Below are 19,132 nucleotides of genomic sequence, written 5' to 3' on the forward strand. Positions count from 1 at the left end.
CGTGGGCCGACCGGCGGCTCATGGTCGGGTGGTCGCGGCAGCGAGTTTCTCCACGGCGTCGACCGCCGCGAGCACACCGTTCTCCGCCGCGACCGTGCGGCCGATCTCCGCCGCTCGCTGCCGCACCCGCGGCGTGCGGACCTGCGCCAGCGCGCGATGCAAGCGGTCGGTGGTGATCGTCCGATACGGGAAGGTCGCTCCGATACCGAGCGCGGCGATGCGCCATCCGTAGAAGAACTGGTCGCTGTGCACCGGGATCACCACGGCCGGGATCCCCGCCCGCACGACGTCGTGGGTGTTCCCGCTGCCACCGTGGTGCACGACGGCGCTGCAGCGCGGCAGCACGCGGTCGTAGTCGAACGAATCGATGATCAACAGGGAGCGGTCGGCGCTGAATCCTTTCGGGAATCCCTCGCCTTTCACCGTGACCAGCGCCCGTGCGCCCGAGCGCGCGCAGACCGTCGCGATCATCTCGCGGCATTCCACCGGATCGAGCACGGGCATTCCGGTCATGCAGAAATAGATCGGTGGCTCCCCTTCGTCGAGCCACGCGTCGAGTTCCGGGTCGACGACTGCTTCGCCCCAGGCGTCCCGCAGCGCCGGCGGCAGAATGGACGCGCCGACGATCGTCGCCCGTTCCGGCCAATCGTGCGGCTTCGGCAACAGCACGGGACTGACCATGTGAACCAGCGGTATCTGCTCGGCACGCAGTCGACGGAACGGATTGCGCGGCCTGCCCGGCAGACCCATCTGCTGCCGCAATTGCCGGTCGACCTTGCGGTACAAGAACGTGTAGGACAACTCGAAGAGGCTGTAGGTCGCCCGCGACAGCAGCCGCGAGGAGGTCATGTTCTTCGCCATGAACGACGACGGGAACTCGTCGGTGCGTTCGAGCGGGTAGGGCAGGCAGCCGAGCACCGGCGTCCCGGTCTGCTCGCGGAACTCCATCGCCCACGGCAGCGTCGACGCGCAGGCGACGACGACATCGGCGGCCGCGCAGGTCTGCGCGAGCACTTCGTGCATGGCCACGCCCCGCTCGCCTTCGATGATCTTCACCGTGTCGAGCATGATGCGCACGAACGGCAGCGTCTTGCCGGAGGCCAAGGCGCGTTTGGCCGCGGGCGTCTCGAGCAGTTCCGCGGCGTCGAAGGGAATCACCTGGGGTTCGAAATCCGCGTTGCGCACGATGTGCGCCTGATTGCGGGTGGCGGTGATCGCCACGTCGTGCCCGCGGGCGCGGAATTCGTGCGCCAACGCGAGATACGGTTGATGATCGCCCCTGGTACCTGCGGGCAACAAGGCCACACGCATACTATCGACTTCCGCTCGTGCGCTGGGCTCGTCGGGCCGAGTCCGGTGAATCGGCCGACATCTGGTTCGTTGTGGGGTCCGCCTCCCGCGGATGTCCCACTCGCTCGACAGAGTTCGGAACGGTACTCGGCCCCCCGCCGTCCTCAACGGGCCGATTGCCTGCCTGCAGAATCGAGAGTTGATCCTTTCGTCCGAATGGTGAACCGACCGGCTACCCGCACCCGGCATGGTCGGCTCCTGCGAAACCGGCGCAGGCCAGTATTCCGGCTCGACCGGGCGCCGTCCAGACTAGGCGGGGGAGGAGTCGCGGCCTTCTCAGCGGTGGGAGCCGGAATGCCCCGAAAAACAGGGGGCCCAGGCGATTTCGGCACGCTACGGTGCCCGGGTGCGGGATCCCATTCCGCTACGTGTGGCCCGCCGAGCTGGACCTGATGGCCCAGCTGGCCGGTCTGCGGCTGCGTGAACGCTGGGACGGATGGGCCCGCGAGCCGTTCACCGGCGAAAGCCGCGGGTACGTCTCGGTGTGGCAGAAGATCGCCGACCGAATTCGACCGGCCGCAGGTGTGGACCGGCTCCGGTGAAATGCGGCTGGGTCGGTGCGGGGCCGGATTCGGCAATTCGCCGAGGGGCCGTTTGCAGTCGCGGCGGGTGCGCGGGCAATATGTGGAGGCTCGAAGGTCGCCGGTGCTGCGTCGCCGGATGCGACGCACTCCGTGCCGCGGTGGGGACCCCGCTGTCCGGTGGGCCGAACTGATCTGTTATCTACTGGCTACGAATTTTTTCGACTGCACGCGCTCGGTAACCGTGAAGGGATTATCTCTATGGCACGCAAGGTCGTCGTGACACTGGTCGATGACTACGACGGCAAGTCTCAGGCCGAGGAAACCGTGTCTTTCGCCGTGGACGGCGTGGCCTACGAGATGGACTTGTCGACGGAGAATGCCGGCCAGTTGCGCGGATTCTTCGAACAGTGGGTTCCGTATGCCCGCAAGGTCGGTCGTGCGCGCCGCGGCCGCGGCGGTGTCCTGCGGTCGGCGACCGATCGGGAACAGGCCACGGTGATCCGGGAATGGGCGCGCAAGAACGGCATCGATGTATCGGCGCGGGGACGGATCTCCGCCGAGGTCGTCGAGGCGTACAAGAAGGCGAACGGATAAGCGATAACGTCGCCGGGCCGGGGTAAGCGACCGGTATGACGGTGATGATCGACCCCCAGCAGCAGGATCTGCCCCGCCCGCGTGGCGAGCTGTCGGAGGCGGTGGTGGAACTGCTGCGCGGCAGGCCGGGCGACCCGGTGCCGGGGCTGGGTGCGGTGGACCCGTACGGCGAAGACCTGCATCTGGCCCTGCACACCTGCTACGAGCTGCACTATCACGGTTTCGGTCCGGTCGATGCCGGGTGGGAGTGGGACCCGGGTCTGCTGGGTCTGCGGGCCGCGATGGAGCAGCGGTTCCTCGGTGCGCTGCGCGACGATGTGCCGGGGGGAGCGGATCTGGACGCGGAACTCGGCCGGCTGCTGGTCACCCCGGCCGAGCCGGACGGACTGAACGGTTTCCTGCGCGACGAGGGCGAGTGGTGGCAGATGCGCGAATACTTCGTGCATCGTTCGATCTACCACCACAAGGAAGCCGACCCCTACGCCTGGGTGATCCCCCGGCTACGGGGCCAGGCCAAGGCATCGCTGGTCGCCGTCGAGTTCGACGAATTCGGCGGCGGGCGCGGTGAACGGGTGCACGCGCAGCTGTATGCCGATCTGCTGGCCGGCGCCGGTCTGAATCCGGAATACCTGCACTATCTGGACGCGGTGCCCGCGCCGATGCTCGCGCTGGTGAACATGATGTCGCTGTTCGGGCTGCATCGCTCGTGGCGCGGCGCGCTGGTCGGCCATTTCGCGACGGTGGAGATCACCTCCCCGCCCGGCGCCCAGCGTCTGGTGGAGGCGTTGGAGCGGTTGGACGCCGATCCGGCATGTGTGCTGTTCTACCGCGAACACGTCGAAGCCGACGCGGTGCACGAGCAGGTGATGCGCACCGGCGTGATCGGTGACCTGCTGCGGCGCGAACCCGCGCTGACCGGGTCGGTGGCCTTCGGCATCCAAGTGACGAATCTGCTGGAGGACCGATTCGCCGATCATGTGCTGGCGAGCTGGCGCTCCGGGGGCAGCTCGCTGCGTGAGACGAGCAGCGGCCCGCGCGGCGCGGGGGATTAAGCAGCGCTGGGCGGGCTATCCGCTGGATGTGATGTTGATTCGACCACCCGGCGTCTATCCGCCGCAGCTGGACACCTGGTTGCTCGTCCGTGCCCTGTCCGAGGCGGGCATACCACAGGGCGGGCATGCGCTGGACGTGTGTACCGGCACCGGAGCCTTGGCCGTCGCCGCCGCGTACACCGGAGCCGCGCGGGTGACGGCGGTGGACGTTTCCCGTTCCGCTGTCGTGTCGGCCTGGTTGAACTGCCGGCTGCGCGGGATCGACGCCGAGGTGCTGCGCGGGGATTTCGGGGCGGTCCTCGGCGGTCGCAGTTTCGATCTGGTGCTGGCCAACCCGCCCTATGTGCCCGCTCCCGAAGGCACCGACAGCCGCGGCCTCGCGCGCGCGTGGGACGCCGGGGCGCAGGGCAGGGCGATCCTCGACCAGTTGTGCGCGGCGCTGCCCACGCTGCTGAAGCCGCGGGGCGTCGCGTTGATCGTGCATTCGGTGTTGAGCGATCCCGACGAGACGTTGTCCCAGTTGCGTGAGCGGGAGCTGAAGGCCGCGGTCGTGGCACGGGCGACCGTGCCGTTCGGGCCGGTGCTGCGCCGCCGCGCGGAATGGCTGGAATCGGCCGGGTTGATCGAACCCGGTCAGCGAATGGAAGACCTGGTGGTGATCCGTGCCGACCGCATCCGGCAATGAGCAGTGGCGGCGGGTGACGCTCACCGCCGACGGCCCCGCGTTGATCGAGGGCCCGGTCGAATTCGTCACCGCGGACGGCCGGACCGTGCGGTCCGACCGGTTCGTGGTGGCGCTGTGTTTGTGCAAGCGCTCGAAGAACTACCCGTTCTGCGACACCAGCCACCGCAAGCGGCGCCGCTCGTCGTGACCGCGGTCACGACGGCGAGCCGTCCGGGCCCAGTGACCGGACGGTGTCGAGCAGCGTTTCGGTGGCGCAGGCGACGGTCTGCGCCACTACGTCCGCGGGTTCGCCGTCGAACTGACGGTGCCAAGCCCGCACGCCCTGCTCCCCGGCGATCGCGAACCAGACCGACCCTGGCGGCTGGCCGTCCTGTGGATCCGGCCCGCCCGCGCCAGTGACTGCCACGGCCACAACCGCTTTCAGCAGTGTCCGGACGCCCGTGGCCATCGCTTCGGCCGCGGTTTGCGACACCACCGGCACATCGGGCACCCCGAGAACGGTCCGCTTGACCTCGGTGCTGTAGGCCACGAGGCCGCCGCGAAACCACTCGGAGGAATTCGGGGCGGCGCCCAGGGTGGCCGAAAGCCGTCCGGAGGTGAGCGATTCGGCGACCGCCACGGTGATGTCCGCCTTCTGCGCCAATTCGGCCAGTTCCTGTGCGTAGTCGTCCGCGTGGGGCATCGTCGTCCTTTCCTGTGTTCGCTGCCTGTTCACCATACGGCCGGCGACGAGGTGGGCCGCGCGGCGCACACCACGGTTTCGGCGTCGCGGCGCCGGGAATGTCGGCAGAAGACTCGGCCCCCGACGCAAGGAGAAAGCGATGACCACCGACGCGATCGTGCTGCTTCGCGACGACCACAAGGCGATCCGAAAGCTGTTCCGGCAGTTCGAGAAGGCAGGCGACGACGCCGTCGCCACCAAGGGCGACGTGGTGAAGAAGATCATCGAGGCGCTCACCGTGCACACCTATCTCGAGAACGAGTGCATGTACCCGGAGGTGCGCAAACTCGTTCCCGACCTCGAGGAGGACATCCTGGAGTCCTACGAGGAGCATCACGTCGCCGACGTGCTGGTCACGGAGCTGGCCACGATGAAGCCCGACGACGAGCACTTCACCGCCAAGACCACCGTGCTGATCGAGAACGTCGACCATCACATCGACGAGGAAGAGAACGAGTGGTTCCCGAAGGTGCGCGACCAGCTGGGACGCAAGCAACTGCAGGAGATCGGCGCGCGGATGCAGGAACTCAGGAAGAAGGCGCCGACATCGCCCGCGCAGCCCTCGGCCTTGAAGAAGACCGTCGACGCCGTCCTCGCCTGACCACGCGAACGCGTCGGCACCCGGGGGGAGGTGCCGGCGCGAGCGGGTACGGGGATCATCCGGCGGGCGGGTACTGCCGGGCGCTGAGCACCCCGGCCAGGTGTGCGGCGTTGCGGGCCAGCGCCGCGGTGGCCGAGGCGACCGCCTTGGGCACCGAATCGAGATCCTGGTAGTCGGTGCCGCCCATGGCCTGATCGTTCCAGTACGTGCAGCCCTGCGCGGGGATGGTGAATCCGATGTCGTTGAGTCCTTGGTACAGATCGGCGACGATCTTGTGCGCGCCGTCCTCGTTGCCGACCACCGCCACCGTGGCCACCTTGCCGACCATCGCGGGACGCCCCTCGTCGTCGGTCTCCGACAGCTCGGCGTCCAGACGCTCCAGCACTCGCTGCGCCACCGAAGACATGTGCCCAACCCACGTGGGGGTCGAGATCAGCAGGATGTCGGCGGCGGCGATCCGCTCCCGGATCGACGGCCATTGGTCGCCGGGCCCCTCGTCGCCGGTGACGCCGGGCAGCACGTCGTAGTCCACCACGCGCAGTGCCGTGCCCGGCACGTCGTGCTGGGCCAGCTCGTCGAGCACCTGCCGGGCGATGAGGTCGCTGCTGGATTCTGCGGGTGACTTCTTCAGCGTGCACACCAGCGCGAGGGCGGTCGGTCCGGCCATGAAGGAAACCTCCTGTTCGACATCAACTTCCGCTTCGGTCGCGGGCGACGACACGGATCGTGCGCAGCCGCGAGTCCGCGGCGTCCGGCACGTTCATGCCCGCGTCCAGCCCGGTGCGCAGGTAGTCGACGACCGCGGCGTCGATGCGTTCACCGGGCACGACCACCGGTATGCCCGGTGGGTAGGGCGTGAGCTGCTCGGCGGCGATCCGGCCGACGGCCTCGTGCGCGTCCACGGTCTCCACCGGCCCGAAGAACGCGTCGCGCGGCAGCATCACCGATTCCAGCTGCAGATCCTCCGGTGCGGGCAGGTCGATGCTCGGCGGGTGGGGGTCGTCCAGTTGATCGCGCCAGGCGGCGATGCCGTCGATCAGGGTGTCGACGGTGTCCTTGTCGTCGGCCGACGACAGGGTGGCGAGCAGACGGCGGTGATCGCTCAAACCCAGGTCGAGGCGCCGGTGCTCGCGCAGCCAGTCCGCGGCCTGATAGCCGCTGGCCCCGGTGCCGGACACGTCCATGAGGACTTGGAGGCGGTCGAGGTCGTGGGAGGCTTCCGTGCCGAGCAGTTCGTTTTCCAGCACCCGGATACCGGGGATCTCCCCGAGCTGCCGCCTGGCCTGGTCGGCGACCAGCAGCGCGTCACCGAGCAGTTCCCGGCCACGTTCGACCATCTGCCTGCGCCAGCCGTCGAGCGCGGCGTAGACCAGCACGTTGGGGCTCGTGGTCATCAGCAGGTCGGCGCATTCGCTGAGCCGGATGGGGTCGATGAGATCACCTTGCAGGTGGAACACCGAACCCTGTTCGAACCCGGCGCCCATCTTGTGCACGCTGACCACGCACAGATCCGCGTCGGCGTCCATGGCCCAGGTCGGCAGGTCGTCGTGGAACGGCAGATGCGCGCCCCACGCTTCGTCCACGATGAGCGGCTTGCCCCGCTCGTGGCAGACCTCGGCGATGCCGGCGATGTCGGCGCAGGTGCCATACGGACTCGGGCTCACGATCAGCGCGCCCGCGGCATCAGGGTGGGCGTCCCAGGCTTCGCGGACCTGTTGGGGGGAGGGCGGGTGCGCGAAGTGCATCTCGGTATCCCAGCGCGGCGTGATCCACTGCGGCTGGACGCCGGAGAAGATGAGCCCGGCGACGATCGATTTGTGACTGTCCCGCGCCACGAGCAGGCCGCCGTCGTGGCCGCCCGCTACGGTCATCATGGCCGCCTTGACCGACAGGGAACTGCCGCAGGTGGAGAAGAACGCCGATTCCGCCCGCACCGCGTCGGCCATCAGTGCCTCGGCACGGGCCAGATAACCGCCGCGGGAGAGCCGGTCGTCCAGCCCGGCGACGGCCAGCACATCCGAGCCGAAGGCGTCCCGGCCGATCACATCCAGGACGCGTTCGTCGGTGCCGCGTCCTTGCCGATGTCCGGGGGGCGTGAAGCCGTAGCGGCCCAGCCGGTGATAGTCGGCAAGCGCTTCCAGCAGAGGAGCTCGTGTATGGTCCACGGCTACCGCCTACCCCGAATCAGTGGCGGCACACCTACGGCTCACGGTGGCCGTCGGATGCGGGCCGCCGCGGTCTCGAACAGCGGCTGCTCGCACGCGGGGTCGACATCGGCGCGTCAGCTCGTTCGCCGCCCGATCGTGCGCGCCGTCGCCGCGATCCCGGGAGCGTTCGCCGTCGACTCGCACCAGCGGTGTGGTCAGCCGATCCACGGAGACGTCGGCCTGCCGGCCGTAGCGGTTCTTCGGATCCAGCCGGTCGCGGTCGAGCCGGTCGCCCGCGCGCCCGCGAACGCCCACGATCCACCGGCCACGCCCCGCGATGTCGCACGCGTCGCCGTTGGAGTGCAGGACCGACGCCGAGGGAACCCACCGTTCCACGTCGTCGGCGGTGATCGCCTCGGCCAGGTGCATGTCCACGCGGGGCGGCCACTGCTCGCCGGGACTACACGGTGTGCGCGCGCCCCAGGGGTGGGCGATCCGGTCTTGCTCCCACACGGTCCGCGCCTACCCGGACGGGGGTGCGGGCAAAGCGGCGGCGGTCGTTTCGGGCACGGGCCTCCGGGTAGGACCGGGACTGTATCGACCCCGACCCGAGGAGCGCCCGGATGAAGGCAGTGACCTGGCAAGGACGACGCAAAGTCGCCGTGGAAACGGTGCCCGATCCCCGCATCGAGGCCCCGACGGACGCGATCATCGAGGTCACCTCCACCGGGATCTGCGGTTCGGACCTGCACCTGTACGAACTGCTCGGCGCCTACATGAGCACCGGCGACGTCCTCGGTCACGAAGCCATGGGACGGGTGGTGGAAACCGGCTCGGCGGTCACCGGGCTGTCGCGCGGCGACCGTGTCGTGATCCCGTTCCAGATCAGCTGCGGCGCCTGCTACATGTGCCGCACCGGCCTGCCCACCCAGTGCGAGACGACCCAGGTCCGCCGGTACGGTTGCGGCGCAGCGCTGTTCGGCTATTCGAAGCTCTACGGGCAGGTGCCCGGCGGCCAGGCGGAGTATCTGCGGGTGCCGCACGCGGACGCCACCCACATCACAGTGCCCGAGGGACCGGCCGACGACCGTTTCCTGTATTTGTCCGACGTGCTGCCCACGGCTTGGCAGGCGGTGGAATACGCCGGGGTGCCCGACGGTGGATCGGTGACCGTGCTCGGTCTGGGCCCGATCGGGGACATGGCCTGCCGGGTCGCGGCGCAGCGCGGCTATCGCGTCATCGGCGTGGACCGGGTGCCGGAGCGGCTGGCGCGGGTGGCCGAGCGCGGCGTGGAGGTGATCGACCTCGCCGCCGTCGACGAGCCGGTCGGTGACATCATCCGGGGCTGGACCGACGGCCGCGGCACCGACGCGGTGATCGACGCGGTCGGCATGGAGGCCCACGGGTCGCCGATCGCGTCGGTGGCCCAGCGTTCGGCGGCGTTCCTGCCGGACGCGGTGGCCCAGAAAGTGATGGACACCGCGGGCGTCGACCGGCTCGCGGCGCTGAACTCCGCGATCGACATCGTCCGCCGCGGCGGCACGATCTCGGTGATCGGCGTCTACGGCGGCATGCGGGATCCGCTGCCGATGCGGGTGTTGTTCGACAAGCAGATCCAGCTGCGGATGGGCCAGGCGAACGTCAAACGATGGGTGGAGGACATCATGCCGTTGCTGCGCGACGGCGACCCGCTGGGTGTGGACGGCTTCGCCACCCACCGGCTGCCGCTGAGCGCCGCGGCGCAGGGCTACGCCGACTTCCAGCAGAAGACCGACGGCACGATCAAAGTCGTGCTCGACCCGACCGCCACGAACTGACCGGCGCGGCGGGTCCCGGACCCGGTCGCGGTCGTCCGAGACCGCGGCCGCGGACGGTTTGCTCTGCTCGGGCCTGGGTAGCTGCCGTGTATGAGCTTCTTACTACGCGCAACCGTCTCGCCGTGGTGGCTCGAGGCGCCGACTTCCGTCGCCGCCGAGATGGCCCGCGCAGGGGTGGAGAAGGCCGTCGGTCTGGGCGCGAAAGCGGCACAGGCGCCGGTGCAGGCGGTGGTGGCGGGCGCGCGGGCGGGCGCGTCGCTGCTGAACCTGGGACGCGACGAGGAGTTGCGCGACGAACTCGCGGCGCTGATCGATCCGCATGCGCTGCGCACCCGCCGCCGGGTGGCCCTCTACGAGGACCGGGCCACCGTGGAGGTGCGCGGCCTGGACTCCGGCAAGAGCGGCGACGTCACCCAGGCGCTGCACCGGACCCTGGACCGGCGCCGCGATGTGCGCTGGTGGCGGGTGAACGCCGTGACCGGGCGCGTGGTCGCCGCCCTCGAGCACGGCGCGGCCGACCTGCCCGCCTTGGTGTCGGCCATCGAATCCGTCGAGGCCGATACCGCGGTCGGCGAACTGGACTGGAGCCGCGGCTGCGAGCACCCCGGCGATCGGGAGCCGTTGCTGGCGGCGGGGATCCAGGTCGCCGGCGACGTGGGCGCGATCGCGCTGTCGACGGTGGCCGCGGTGCTGCCGTTGCGCAAGCCCGCGCGCGTGCTGCGCGCGGTGGCCGCCTTCGTCGACACCCAGCCCCGCCTGCGCAAACCCCTGGAGGAACAGCTCGGCCGTCCCCGCACCGATCTGGTGCTCACCACGGCCAACGCCCTCGGCAACGCCCTGGGTAACACCGCGGCGGCGGGCACGGCGAACCTGGTGATCGACGCCGTGCACCGCGGGCTCACGCTGACCGAGTCGCTGACCCGGTACGCGCAATGGCGCGACTGGGAAGCCGACATCGACCGCCGCCCGGCCGAAGTCTGCGAACCGCTGACGCCGCCCGCCCGCGTGGTCGAGATACCGCAGGGACCGATCGAGCGGGTCGCCGACGAAACGGCCGCGGGCGCGCTGGTGGGCGCGGTCACCTCCGTGCTCGGCGGCCGTGGCCTGTTCGGCGCGGCCGACGCGCTGGAACTGGGAGCGCCCAAGGCGGCGCGGGCCAGCCGCGAAGCCTACGGGGCGCTGGTCTCGACGATCCTGGGCCGGGCGGGCGTGCTGACGCTGCACCCGCGTGTGTGGCGGCGGCTGGACCGATTGTCGGCGCTGGTCATCGACGGAGAGTCGCTGTTGACCGCACGCCGGTTGATCCTCGACGCCGAAGCCACGGATCCACGGTGGTCGGTCGCCGAAGTATGGAGCGCGAGCCAGCGGCTGCTGTGGGAGCAGGAGGCCGGGGAAGGCGACGAGGACGACTTGCTGCCCGACGACACCGACCGCTACCTGTCGGCAGGCGGCCACCGGCGGCTGGTGCACCCCGCGACCGGAAGGCCCGACGACGGTGACACCCGCCGCGCCGTATGGCGCGAACTCCACGACAACGGCACACCGGTGGGACGGGTGCTGGTCGGACGCGAACTCGACCGGCGTGCCCACGCCCTGCTGGCCCGAGCGCGCAGCGCGGGCCTGCGGGTGACCCTGGCCGCGGGCGCCGACGCCGCCGAACTGCGGTCCATGGCGGACGAATTCATCTCCCCATCGCGTTCGCTCAGCGAGCGGGTGCGCACCCTGCAACAGGACGGCCACGTCGTCGCCGTGCTGAGCCCCCGCGCGCACAAGGCCCTGGCCTTCGCCGATGTCGGCATCGGGATAGCGGTGCGGGAGGACAACGCGCTGCAGATGCCCTGGACCGCCGACGCGGTCTGCCGCGATCTCGGACAGGCCCACCGGGTGCTCGCCGCCATCGCCCCGGCCCGCCAGGTGAGCGAACGCGGCCGCTCACTGGCCCTCTCGGCGGCCGCGCTGGGCGGACTGCTGCTGGCCGTCGCTCCGAACAGCGGGGGCCGCTCCTCTCCGATGACCGCCGCCCACTACACCGGTCTGCTCACCGGCGCCTACACCGGCTGGCGGACCGCACGCACCGAGCCACCGGCCACCCTCGCGCCGTTGCTGCCCTGGCACGCCCTCGAACCCGGTGAGGTGCTGAGCCGGTTGCCGCGGCCCGTTCCGGTCGACGAGCGCGCCGCGCCCAGCCCGGCCGCCCGCATACCCGGGGCGAGCGTGCTCGCCTCGGCGGCGTCGTTCGCGGGCCAATTGCGCCGCGAGCTGGCCGATCCGCTCACCCCGATTCTCGGGGTGGGCGCGGTCGCCACCGCCGTGCTCGGCGCGCCGTCGGACGCGGTGCTGCTGTCGTCGGTGCTCGGGGTCAACGCGCTCGTGTCGGCGTGGCAGCGGCAGCGGGCCGAAGGCGCGCTGCACCGCCTGTTCGAGGGCGAACGGCTCACCGCCCGCGTGATCGATCGCGCCGACCTCGACGCGCGCGAACCGCGCGAACGGCAGGTGCCCGCCAACCTTCTCGCAGTGGGCGACGTCATCGTGCTGCGCGCCGGGGACGTGGTCCCCGCCGACGCGCGACTGCTGCGCGCCGACGATTTGGAGATGGACGAATCCGGCCTCACCGGCGAGTCGATCACCGTCGACAAGCAGGTGCACGCCACCCCGGGCACGTCGGTGGCCGACCGCGCCTGCATGGTCTTCGAGGGCAGCACCGTGGTCAACGGCACCGCGCGGGCGATCGTCGTGGCCGTCGGCCCCGATACCCAGGCAGGCCGCGCCGCGGCCGGGGCCATCCCGCCGGAGAAGGCAGGCGTGCAGGCGCAATTGCGCCGCTTGACCGACCGCGCCCTGCCGCTGACCTTGACCGGCGGCGGCGTCGTGACCGGGCTGGGCATCCTGCGCGGCAGGCCGTTGCGCACCGCGATCGCCGACGGTGTGGCAGTCGCGGTCGCCGCGGTCCCCGAGGGGCTGCCGCTGGTGGCCACGGTCGCTCAGCTGGCCGCCGCCCGCAGGCTGTCGCGGCACGGCGTGCTGGTGCGCGCCAGCCGCACCGTCGAGGCCCTGGGCCGGGTGGACACCTTGTGCTTCGACAAGACCGGCACCCTCACCGAAGGGCGGCTGCGGCTGACCACCCTCGCCGATCTCGACAACCAGTGGTCCCCGGACGCCGATTCGGAGGATGCGCGTCGCCTGCTGCGCGCCGCGGCCCGCGCCTGCCCCGATCCCGCCGAGGGCCCGATCGTGCACGCCACCGACCGCGCGGTGGTCGACGCCGCGGCCGAAGCGCTCGGCGACGACGCACGCCGCTGGGATCCGATCGAGGAGATCCCGTTCGAATCCAACCGCGGCTACGCCGCCACACTCGGCCACACCGCCCACAAACTGCGGTTGATCGTGAAGGGCGCGCCCGAAGTGGTCCTGTCGCGTTGCACCCGGGTGCGCACCGACGACACCGACCATCCCTTCGACGAGCACATGCGCGAACGCGCCGAGAAGGCGGTGCGCGCTCTCGCCGAGCAGGGCCTGCGGGTGCTGGTGGTGGCTCGCCGCGATCTGCCCAGTGAACCCGACGACGTCGAGGCGGCCGTCGAGGAACTCACCTTGCTCGGCTTCCTCGGTCTCGCCGACGCCCCGCGCCCCCAGACGCTGCCGCTGGTCACCGCGTTGCAAGGCAACGGCATCAGCGTGCGCATGATCACCGGCGACCACCCGGTGACCGCCGCGGCGGTGGCCCGCCAGCTCGGCATCGAATCCGGCCAGGTGGTCACCGGCGCGGATCTCGACCGTCTGGACGAGACCGCGCAGACCGAGCTGATCGAGCGGAGCACCGTCTTCGCCCGCGTCGACCCGGAACAGAAGGTGCGCATCGTGTCGGCGCTGCGCCGCGCGGGTCACGTGGTCGGCATGACCGGCGACGGCAGCAACGACGCCGCCGCCATCCGCACCGCCGATGTCGGAATCGGCTTGGCCGCCCAGGGTTCGATCGCCGCCCGAAACGCCGCCGACATGGTGCTCACCCACCCCGATCCGCTGGTGCTGTTGCACGCCCTCGTCGAAGGTCGCGGCATGTGGCAGCGGGTCACCGACGCCGTCGGCGTGCTGGTCGGCGGCAACGCGGGTGAAGTGGCCTTCACGCTCTACGGCACCGCCGTCAGTGGCAGGGCGCCGCTGGGCACCCGGCAATTCTTGCTGGTCAACATGCTCACCGACATGTTCCCCGCCATGGCGCTGGCGCTGTCGCGCGAGCGGGACGCGGCCGATCCCGACGACGCCGACGATCCGCGGGCGCAGGCGGAGCGGGCCGGACAGCGGCTGGCCGAACTCCCGCGCGCCGACCTGGGCACCGACCTGCTGCGCACCCTCGGCGTCCGTGGTGTCGCGACGGCCACCAGCGCGTCGGTCGCCTGGACCCTCGGCCGCATGACCGGCACGCAGCGGCGTGCGGCGACGATCGGCTTGGTCGCGCTCATCGGCACGCAGCTCGGGCAGACGCTCGTCTCCGGGTACCGCAGCCCGCTGGTGTGGCTCACCACGGCGGCCAGTGGCGCGGTGCTCGGCGCGGTGGTGATGACGCCGGGGCTGTGCGGCTACTTCGGTTGCCGCCCGCTGGATCCCGTCGGGTGGGGGATCGCGACCACGTGCGCGACGACCGCCACCGCCGCCGCCGTGCTGCTTCCGCGGCTGCTACCCGCGCAAGAGACCGCCTAGCGGCGGCCGCGCGCTGATTGGCGCCCGAGCGCCCGGGTATCCGCCGGGCGACGAACCCTGCCACCGGCACACGGACAGGAGGAACCCTATGGCTCAACAGGTCGGTGACTACGTCGTGCAACGTCTGCGGGAATGGGGCGTCGAGCAGGTCTTCGGTTATCCCGGCGACGGGATCAACGGCCTGATCGCCGCTTTCGGCCGCGCCGAGGACAAGCCGGCGTTCATCCAAGCCCGCCACGAGGAGATGTCGGCGTTCCAGGCCACCGGATACGCCAAATTCAGCGGCAAGGTGGGCGTGTGCACCGCGACCTCGGGGCCGGGGGCGATTCACCTGCTCAACGGGCTGTACGACGCGAAGCTCGATCACGTTCCGGTGGTGGCGATCGTCGGGCAGACCGCGCGCAGCGCGATGGGCGGCAGCTATCAGCAGGAAGTCGATCTGCAGAGCCTGTTCAAGGACGTCGCGTCCGACTATCTGGTCGAAGTGAACGTGGCCAGCCAGCTACCCAACGCGCTGGATCGCGCCTTCCGGATCGCGACCGCGCGCCGGGCTCCGACCGCGGTGATCATTCCCTCGGATCTGCAAGAAGAGCAATATCATCCACCGCAGCACGCCTTCAAGCAGGTGCCGTCGAGCCCACCGGGCTCGACCTCCACGCGCGTGGTGCCCGCGCACGAGGACATCCGGCGCGCGGCGGAGGTGCTCGAGGCCGGATCGAAGGTCGCCGTCCTCGTGGGTCAGGGCGCCCGCGCGGCCGCCGAGGAGGTCGTCGAGCTCGCCGAGCGCACCGGAGCGGGCGTGGCGAAGGCGCTGCTGGGCAAGGACGTGCTGCCCGACGACCTGCCTTTCGTCACGGGCGCGATCGGATTGCTCGGCAGCAGGCCCAGTTACGAGCTCATGCGTGACTGCGACACGCTGCTGATCGTCGGCTCGAATTTCCCCTACAGCCAGTTCCTGCCCGAGCCGGGGCAGGCGCGTGCGGTGCAGATCGACCTCGACGGCGCCATGATCGGCATGCGGTACCCCACCGAGGTGAACCTGGTCGGCGACGCGAAATCGACACTGGCGGAGTTGATCCCGCTGGTACGGCGCAAGGACGACCGCAGCTGGCGGGAGCGGATCGAGAAGAACGTCGCCCGCTGGTGGCAGACCGTCGAACGCCAATCCTTGCTGGACGCCGAACCGGTCAATCCGATGCGGGTGGTGTGGGAGCTGTCCGAACGCATTCCCGAGGACGCCATCGTCACCGCGGACTCCGGCTCCTCGACCAACTGGTACGCCCGCTGCCTGCGCTTCCGGGGACGGATGCGCGGATCGCTGTCGGGCACCTTGGCCACCATGGGCCCCGGTGTGCCCTACGCCATCGGAGCCAAGTTCGCCCACCCCGACCGGCCCGTGATCGCGTTGGTCGGCGACGGCGCCATGCAGATGAACGGCATGGCCGAACTGCTCACCATCGCCCGCTACCGCCCCCGCTGGCGCGACCAGCGCCTGGTGGTCTGCGTCTTCCACAACAACGATCTCAACCAGGTCACCTGGGAGCTGCGGGCCATGGGCGGCGCGCCGAAATTCGAGCAGTCGCAAACCCTTCCCGACGTCTCCTACGCCGAGGTCGCCCACAGCGCAGGCCTGACGGGCATCACCGTACGGACACCCGAGGACCTCGGGCCCGCCTGGGACAGCGCCCTGCACGCCGACGGCCCGGTCGTGCTCGACGTGCACTGCGACCCCGACGTGCCGCCCATCCCGCCGCACGCGACCTGGGATCAGATGAAGGACACCGCCGAAGCCGTGCTGCGCGGCGACCCCGACGCCTGGCACCTGGTGGCGCAGGGCGCGAAAGCGAAAGTGCAGGAATTCATTCCGTAGCGACAGAAACGAGTGTTGCGATGACCGACCAGGATGTCGTCGACCTGCTCACCGCCCAGCACGCGAAGATCCGCGAGTTGCTGGCGCGACTGCAGGCGGGTCCCGACGCGAAACAGGATCTGTTCACCGATCTGGTGCGGTTGCTGGCCGTGCACGAGAGCGCCGAGGAAGAGGTCGTGCACCCGGTGGCCGGGCGCGCCCGTTTCGGCGCCGACGCCGACATCGTGCAACCGCGATTGGAGGAGGAGAACGCGGCCAAACGCGCGCTGGCCGACCTCTACGACCTCGGTGTGGACCATCCGGAGTTCGATGCCAGGCTGGCCCGGTTCGCCGCCGCCGTCGACGAGCACGCCACGCACGAGGAAGCCGAGGAGTTCCCGCTGCTGCGCGCACAGTTCTCCAGCAGCCAGCTGAAGCGGATGGCCGGATCGGTGCGAGCCGCCGAAGCGGTGGCGCCCACCCGCCCGCATCCGCACACGGGCGAGTCCGCGCTGGCGAACCTGCTGGCCGGCCCGCCGTTGGCGTTGTTCGACCGCACGCGCGACGCGGTGCGCGACTGGCGGCAGCAGCAGGACAGCTGAATCACCCGGAGCCCCGAAGCGCACAGGAGGAAGAGGACGACATGGGTTTTCCCGAACAGCAGCAAGACGTCCCTGGCATCCAGGCCAGGATGAACCCGGTCCCGGACTGCGGTGAGGACAGCTACCGCGGCTCCGGGAAGTTGACCGGTAAAGCCGCCGTCATCACCGGCGCCGACAGCGGGATCGGACGGGCGGTGGCGATCGCCTACGCGCGCGAGGGCGCGGACGTGCTCATCTCCTATCTCAACGAGGACGAGGACGCCAAACAGGTCGCCGACCTGGTGACCCAGGCAGGACGCAAAGCCGTGCTGGTGCCCGGCGACCTGTCCGAGGCCGCGCACTGCCGCGCCGTCATCGATCGGGCGGTGGGTGAATTCGGGAAGATCGACGTCCTGGTGAGCAACGCGGCGTTCCAGATGACGCACGAGACGATCGAGGAGATCAGCGACGAGGAATTCGAGCACACCGTCAAACTGAACATCAACGCTTACTTCTACCTGGTGAAGGCGGCGCTGCCGCACATGCCCCCGGGCTCGTCGATCATCGGCAGTTCCTCGGTCAATTCCGACATGCCTTCCCCCACCCTGGCTCCGTACGCGGCGACCAAAGCGGCCATCGCGAATTTCTCCGCCAGCCTCGCGCAGTTGCTGGGCGAACGCGGGATCCGGGTCAACAGCGTCGCGCCGGGGCCGATCTGGACCCCGCTGATCCCGGCCACGATGCCGGTGGAGAAGGTCGCGAAGTTCGGGGACGACACCCCGCTGGGTCGTGCCGGTCAACCGGCCGAACTGGCGCCCACCTACGTGATGCTGGCCTCCGACGACGGCAGCTACGTCTCCGGCGCCCGCATCGCGGTCACCGGGGGCAGGCCGATCCTGTGAGGGTGGGCGCACGATGAACCCACGGTCGGCCGCACTCGGGGCGGCCGACCGTCGGGGGCGCCGGTCACAGCATCGACACCACGATGCCGACCGCCGCGGCGACGAAAAGCAGGATCACCAGCGCCCCGATGAGCATCGCCACGACCCCGGTGACGGGGAAGTGGTGTCTGGTACTCGGCTCCGGCGCCGACAGCCCCGAGGTCTGCGGCGTGTCCGGGGGCGTGGAACCGGGTGGTACGCCGCCGCCCGGTTCCAGATCGGGGGTCTTCGCGGGGTCGGGATCCATCGCGCTCATAGCCGCTCCCTACTCGCCGTCGTTGCCGGGTACCTCGGGTGCGCCGGGCCGTTTGCCGGTCCTCTTGCGATACAGGATCACCGCGCCCACGAGCACCGCGAGGCCGAGAATCACCAACAGTTCCATGCCCGGGACCTACCCGGTATCCGCGAGCCCAATCGGCGCGACCGTCGGCCGGCTCCGTACGAGGACGTAGTGACCGGCGGTCTCCTGGAACGCGACCGCCTGATGGATCGCCGCGTCGTCCAGGGCCGGATCCGCGCTCGGGACGACGACCAATCGTCGTCATCGTCGTAGAGCCGGTGGGATGATCCCGGCGCAGCGTCCCCGCGCGAAGACCATCGGTTCGGCCGGTCCGAGAAAGTAGCCGTCGAGTTCCTATCCATCCGGCGCTCGGGTGAGGGGCACGGAGCCGTAGTTCGCGAAGTAGCGGAAACCGCACCGCGGCGGTGCGCCCGGCCGGGACGAGCCGGGTAGCCGGACGGTAGCGGGGGCATTGCGTGCGGGGGCGGGCTGGAGGAAGGTGAATATGTCCGGTGGCGCCACCGGGGCGCCACCCTGACAGGCGGGAGGTGGCCCGTGTACGCACGTTCCAGCACCATCGCGGCCCAGCCGTCCTCGATCGACGACGGGATCGCGTATCTGCGGGATGAATTGATGCCGAATCTGCCTGAGATCCAAGGGTGGGTCGGTCTGTCCCTGATGGCCGACCGGTCGACGGGACGTTGCATCGCCGCGACTTCATGGGAGACCGAGGAGGCATTGCACGCCAGCAGAGGACGCGTGCAGCCGTTGCGCGAGGGCCTGGCCCGGCGGCTCGGCGGGCGGGTCGAGCGGGTGGAGGAATGGGAGATCGCCGTGATGCACCGCGACCATCCGGCCGGGGACGGCTCCTGCACCCGATGCACGTGGGTTCAGGTGGATCCGGGCCAGATCGATCGGCTGGCCGACACGTTCAAGAACGAAGTGCTGCCGCAGACGGAAATGCTCGACGGTTTCTGCAGCGCGAGCCTGTTCATCGACCGGAACAGCGGCCGAGCGGTGGGCGCGACGGTGTGGGAGAACCGGGCGGCGATGGAGGGCAGCCGCGAGCAGACCAATCGGATCAGGGCGACGGCGACCCAGCGGGTCGGGGCCAACGTCCTCGAGGTGGGGGAGTTCGATCTGGCCTTCGCGCATCTGCGCGTCCCCGAGATGGCCTGACCGCAAGCGCATCCCGGCCGGAAGCATTCCGGCCGGTGACGCGCGTGCCCGCGCGGCACGCGGTCGACGAGCGGCGCCGCGACCTGCGGGTAGCGCTGTCGATTACCCGCGAG

The 19,132-nt window shown here is 70.3% G+C and carries 19 protein-coding genes; 12 read left to right on the forward strand and 7 right to left on the reverse strand.

The annotated features are described in order from the left end of the window. Nucleotides 1–18: 18 nt before the first annotated feature. Entirely contained in the window at nucleotides 19–1,311 is a 1,293-nt protein-coding gene (locus tag ACWEKR_RS04565; protein WP_452353287.1) for a glycosyltransferase, read from the reverse strand. 407 nt (nucleotides 1,312–1,718) lie between these two features. Here ACWEKR_RS04565 and ACWEKR_RS04570 point away from each other — a divergent pair, with 407 nt between their 5' ends. The 5 genes from ACWEKR_RS04570 (at nucleotide 1,719) to ACWEKR_RS04590 (ending at nucleotide 4,392) form a co-directional block, all read left to right on the forward strand. After that, nucleotides 1,719–1,892 (forward strand): hypothetical protein, encoded by a 174-nt coding sequence (locus ACWEKR_RS04570; protein WP_452353288.1) that lies wholly within the window; start codon nucleotides 1,719–1,721, stop codon nucleotides 1,890–1,892. Nucleotides 1,893–2,132: 240 nt separating this feature from the next. Beyond that, nucleotides 2,133–2,468, forward strand: a complete 336-nt coding sequence (locus ACWEKR_RS04575; RefSeq protein ID WP_039798258.1) for a histone-like nucleoid-structuring protein Lsr2 — start codon at nucleotides 2,133–2,135, stop codon at nucleotides 2,466–2,468. A 35-nt stretch (nucleotides 2,469–2,503) separates the two neighbouring features. After that, a complete protein-coding gene (locus tag ACWEKR_RS04580) occupies nucleotides 2,504–3,520 on the forward strand; it encodes an iron-containing redox enzyme family protein (RefSeq protein WP_452353289.1) in 1,017 nt (338 codons plus the stop codon). 31 nt (nucleotides 3,521–3,551) lie between these two features. Next, nucleotides 3,552–4,205: a HemK2/MTQ2 family protein methyltransferase gene (locus tag ACWEKR_RS04585; protein WP_452353290.1), complete on the forward strand. Its 654-nt coding sequence runs from the start codon at nucleotides 3,552–3,554 to the stop codon at nucleotides 4,203–4,205. Next, nucleotides 4,183–4,392, forward strand: a complete 210-nt coding sequence (locus ACWEKR_RS04590) for a CDGSH iron-sulfur domain-containing protein (RefSeq protein WP_159843796.1) — start codon at nucleotides 4,183–4,185, stop codon at nucleotides 4,390–4,392. Before ACWEKR_RS04585 ends, ACWEKR_RS04590 begins: the two co-directional genes overlap by 23 nt. A 6-nt stretch (nucleotides 4,393–4,398) precedes the next feature. On the opposite strand, the gene ACWEKR_RS04595 is transcribed toward ACWEKR_RS04590, so the two are convergent. Beyond that, a complete protein-coding gene (locus ACWEKR_RS04595; RefSeq protein WP_452353291.1) occupies nucleotides 4,399–4,887 on the reverse strand; it encodes a CinA family protein in 489 nt (162 codons plus the stop codon). 139 nt (nucleotides 4,888–5,026) lie between these two features. Here ACWEKR_RS04595 and ACWEKR_RS04600 point away from each other — a divergent pair, with 139 nt between their 5' ends. Further along, the gene (locus ACWEKR_RS04600) at nucleotides 5,027–5,527 is read left to right on the forward strand and encodes a hemerythrin domain-containing protein (RefSeq protein WP_195087563.1); all 501 of its coding nucleotides are present in this window, start codon (nucleotides 5,027–5,029) and stop codon (nucleotides 5,525–5,527) included. Between the two features lie 55 nt (nucleotides 5,528–5,582). Here the strand turns inward: ACWEKR_RS04600 and ACWEKR_RS04605 are convergent, their stop codons facing one another. Genes ACWEKR_RS04605 through ACWEKR_RS04615 form a run of 3 tightly spaced genes read right to left on the reverse strand, consistent with a single transcriptional unit; the run spans nucleotide 5,583 to nucleotide 8,187 of the window. Further along, nucleotides 5,583–6,194, reverse strand: a complete 612-nt coding sequence (locus ACWEKR_RS04605; RefSeq protein ID WP_452353292.1) for a flavodoxin family protein — start codon at nucleotides 6,192–6,194, stop codon at nucleotides 5,583–5,585. 22 nt (nucleotides 6,195–6,216) lie between these two features. Further along, nucleotides 6,217–7,692, reverse strand: coding sequence for an aminotransferase class I/II-fold pyridoxal phosphate-dependent enzyme (locus ACWEKR_RS04610; protein WP_452353293.1), 1,476 nt, complete (start codon nucleotides 7,690–7,692; stop codon nucleotides 6,217–6,219). A 9-nt stretch (nucleotides 7,693–7,701) separates the two neighbouring features. After that, nucleotides 7,702–8,187 (reverse strand): hypothetical protein, encoded by a 486-nt coding sequence (locus ACWEKR_RS04615; protein WP_452353294.1) that lies wholly within the window; start codon nucleotides 8,185–8,187, stop codon nucleotides 7,702–7,704. A gap of 110 nt (nucleotides 8,188–8,297) precedes the next feature. Between ACWEKR_RS04615 and ACWEKR_RS04620 the strand changes: the two genes are divergently transcribed. From ACWEKR_RS04620 to ACWEKR_RS04640, 5 genes are all read left to right on the forward strand, one after another. After that, on the forward strand, nucleotides 8,298–9,491 hold the full coding sequence (locus ACWEKR_RS04620; RefSeq protein WP_452353295.1) for an alcohol dehydrogenase catalytic domain-containing protein: 1,194 nt from the start codon (nucleotides 8,298–8,300) through the stop codon (nucleotides 9,489–9,491). 90 nt (nucleotides 9,492–9,581) lie between these two features. Then, nucleotides 9,582–14,189, forward strand: a complete 4,608-nt coding sequence (locus ACWEKR_RS04625; RefSeq protein ID WP_452353296.1) for a cation-translocating P-type ATPase — start codon at nucleotides 9,582–9,584, stop codon at nucleotides 14,187–14,189. 88 nt (nucleotides 14,190–14,277) lie between these two features. Then, the gene (locus ACWEKR_RS04630; RefSeq protein WP_452353297.1) at nucleotides 14,278–16,059 is read left to right on the forward strand and encodes a thiamine pyrophosphate-requiring protein; all 1,782 of its coding nucleotides are present in this window, start codon (nucleotides 14,278–14,280) and stop codon (nucleotides 16,057–16,059) included. Nucleotides 16,060–16,079: 20 nt separating this feature from the next. Continuing rightward, complete coding sequence (locus tag ACWEKR_RS04635; RefSeq protein WP_452353298.1) at nucleotides 16,080–16,640, forward strand: hemerythrin domain-containing protein; 561 nt, start codon at nucleotides 16,080–16,082, stop codon at nucleotides 16,638–16,640. Nucleotides 16,641–16,681: 41 nt separating this feature from the next. Further along, on the forward strand, nucleotides 16,682–17,521 hold the full coding sequence (locus ACWEKR_RS04640; RefSeq protein WP_452353299.1) for an SDR family oxidoreductase: 840 nt from the start codon (nucleotides 16,682–16,684) through the stop codon (nucleotides 17,519–17,521). A 64-nt stretch (nucleotides 17,522–17,585) separates the two neighbouring features. On the opposite strand, the gene ACWEKR_RS04645 is transcribed toward ACWEKR_RS04640, so the two are convergent. Together ACWEKR_RS04645 and ACWEKR_RS04650 are read right to left on the reverse strand one after the other, a co-directional pair. Beyond that, a complete protein-coding gene (locus tag ACWEKR_RS04645; protein ID WP_452353300.1) occupies nucleotides 17,586–17,816 on the reverse strand; it encodes a DUF6480 family protein in 231 nt (76 codons plus the stop codon). Nucleotides 17,817–17,825: 9 nt separating this feature from the next. Then, the gene (locus ACWEKR_RS04650; protein WP_159843771.1) at nucleotides 17,826–17,942 is read right to left on the reverse strand and encodes an LPXTG cell wall anchor domain-containing protein; all 117 of its coding nucleotides are present in this window, start codon (nucleotides 17,940–17,942) and stop codon (nucleotides 17,826–17,828) included. Between the two features lie 453 nt (nucleotides 17,943–18,395). Here ACWEKR_RS04650 and ACWEKR_RS04655 point away from each other — a divergent pair, with 453 nt between their 5' ends. Next, entirely contained in the window at nucleotides 18,396–19,019 is a 624-nt protein-coding gene (locus ACWEKR_RS04655) for an antibiotic biosynthesis monooxygenase (protein WP_452353301.1), read from the forward strand. Nucleotides 19,020–19,132: the final 113 nt, after the last annotated feature.

This window comes from Nocardia sp. NPDC004573, assembly GCF_053602135.1.

Coding starts and splice junctions, on each gene's coding strand:
- ACWEKR_RS04635 (WP_452353298.1), top strand. CDS start 16,080: ATGACCGACCAGGATGTCGTCGACCTGCTCACCGCCCAGCACGCGAAG.
- ACWEKR_RS04580 (WP_452353289.1), top strand. CDS start 2,504: ATGACGGTGATGATCGACCCCCAGCAGCAGGATCTGCCCCGCCCGCGT.
- ACWEKR_RS04620 (WP_452353295.1), top strand. CDS start 8,298: ATGAAGGCAGTGACCTGGCAAGGACGACGCAAAGTCGCCGTGGAAACG.
- ACWEKR_RS04600 (WP_195087563.1), top strand. CDS start 5,027: ATGACCACCGACGCGATCGTGCTGCTTCGCGACGACCACAAGGCGATC.
- ACWEKR_RS04565 (WP_452353287.1), bottom strand. CDS start 1,311: ATGCGTGTGGCCTTGTTGCCCGCAGGTACCAGGGGCGATCATCAACCG.
- ACWEKR_RS04645 (WP_452353300.1), bottom strand. CDS start 17,816: ATGAGCGCGATGGATCCCGACCCCGCGAAGACCCCCGATCTGGAACCG.
- ACWEKR_RS04605 (WP_452353292.1), bottom strand. CDS start 6,194: ATGGCCGGACCGACCGCCCTCGCGCTGGTGTGCACGCTGAAGAAGTCA.
- ACWEKR_RS04595 (WP_452353291.1), bottom strand. CDS start 4,887: ATGCCCCACGCGGACGACTACGCACAGGAACTGGCCGAATTGGCGCAG.
- ACWEKR_RS04640 (WP_452353299.1), top strand. CDS start 16,682: ATGGGTTTTCCCGAACAGCAGCAAGACGTCCCTGGCATCCAGGCCAGG.
- ACWEKR_RS04630 (WP_452353297.1), top strand. CDS start 14,278: ATGGCTCAACAGGTCGGTGACTACGTCGTGCAACGTCTGCGGGAATGG.
- ACWEKR_RS04585 (WP_452353290.1), top strand. CDS start 3,552: ATGTTGATTCGACCACCCGGCGTCTATCCGCCGCAGCTGGACACCTGG.
- ACWEKR_RS04650 (WP_159843771.1), bottom strand. CDS start 17,942: ATGGAACTGTTGGTGATTCTCGGCCTCGCGGTGCTCGTGGGCGCGGTG.
- ACWEKR_RS04575 (WP_039798258.1), top strand. CDS start 2,133: ATGGCACGCAAGGTCGTCGTGACACTGGTCGATGACTACGACGGCAAG.
- ACWEKR_RS04625 (WP_452353296.1), top strand. CDS start 9,582: ATGAGCTTCTTACTACGCGCAACCGTCTCGCCGTGGTGGCTCGAGGCG.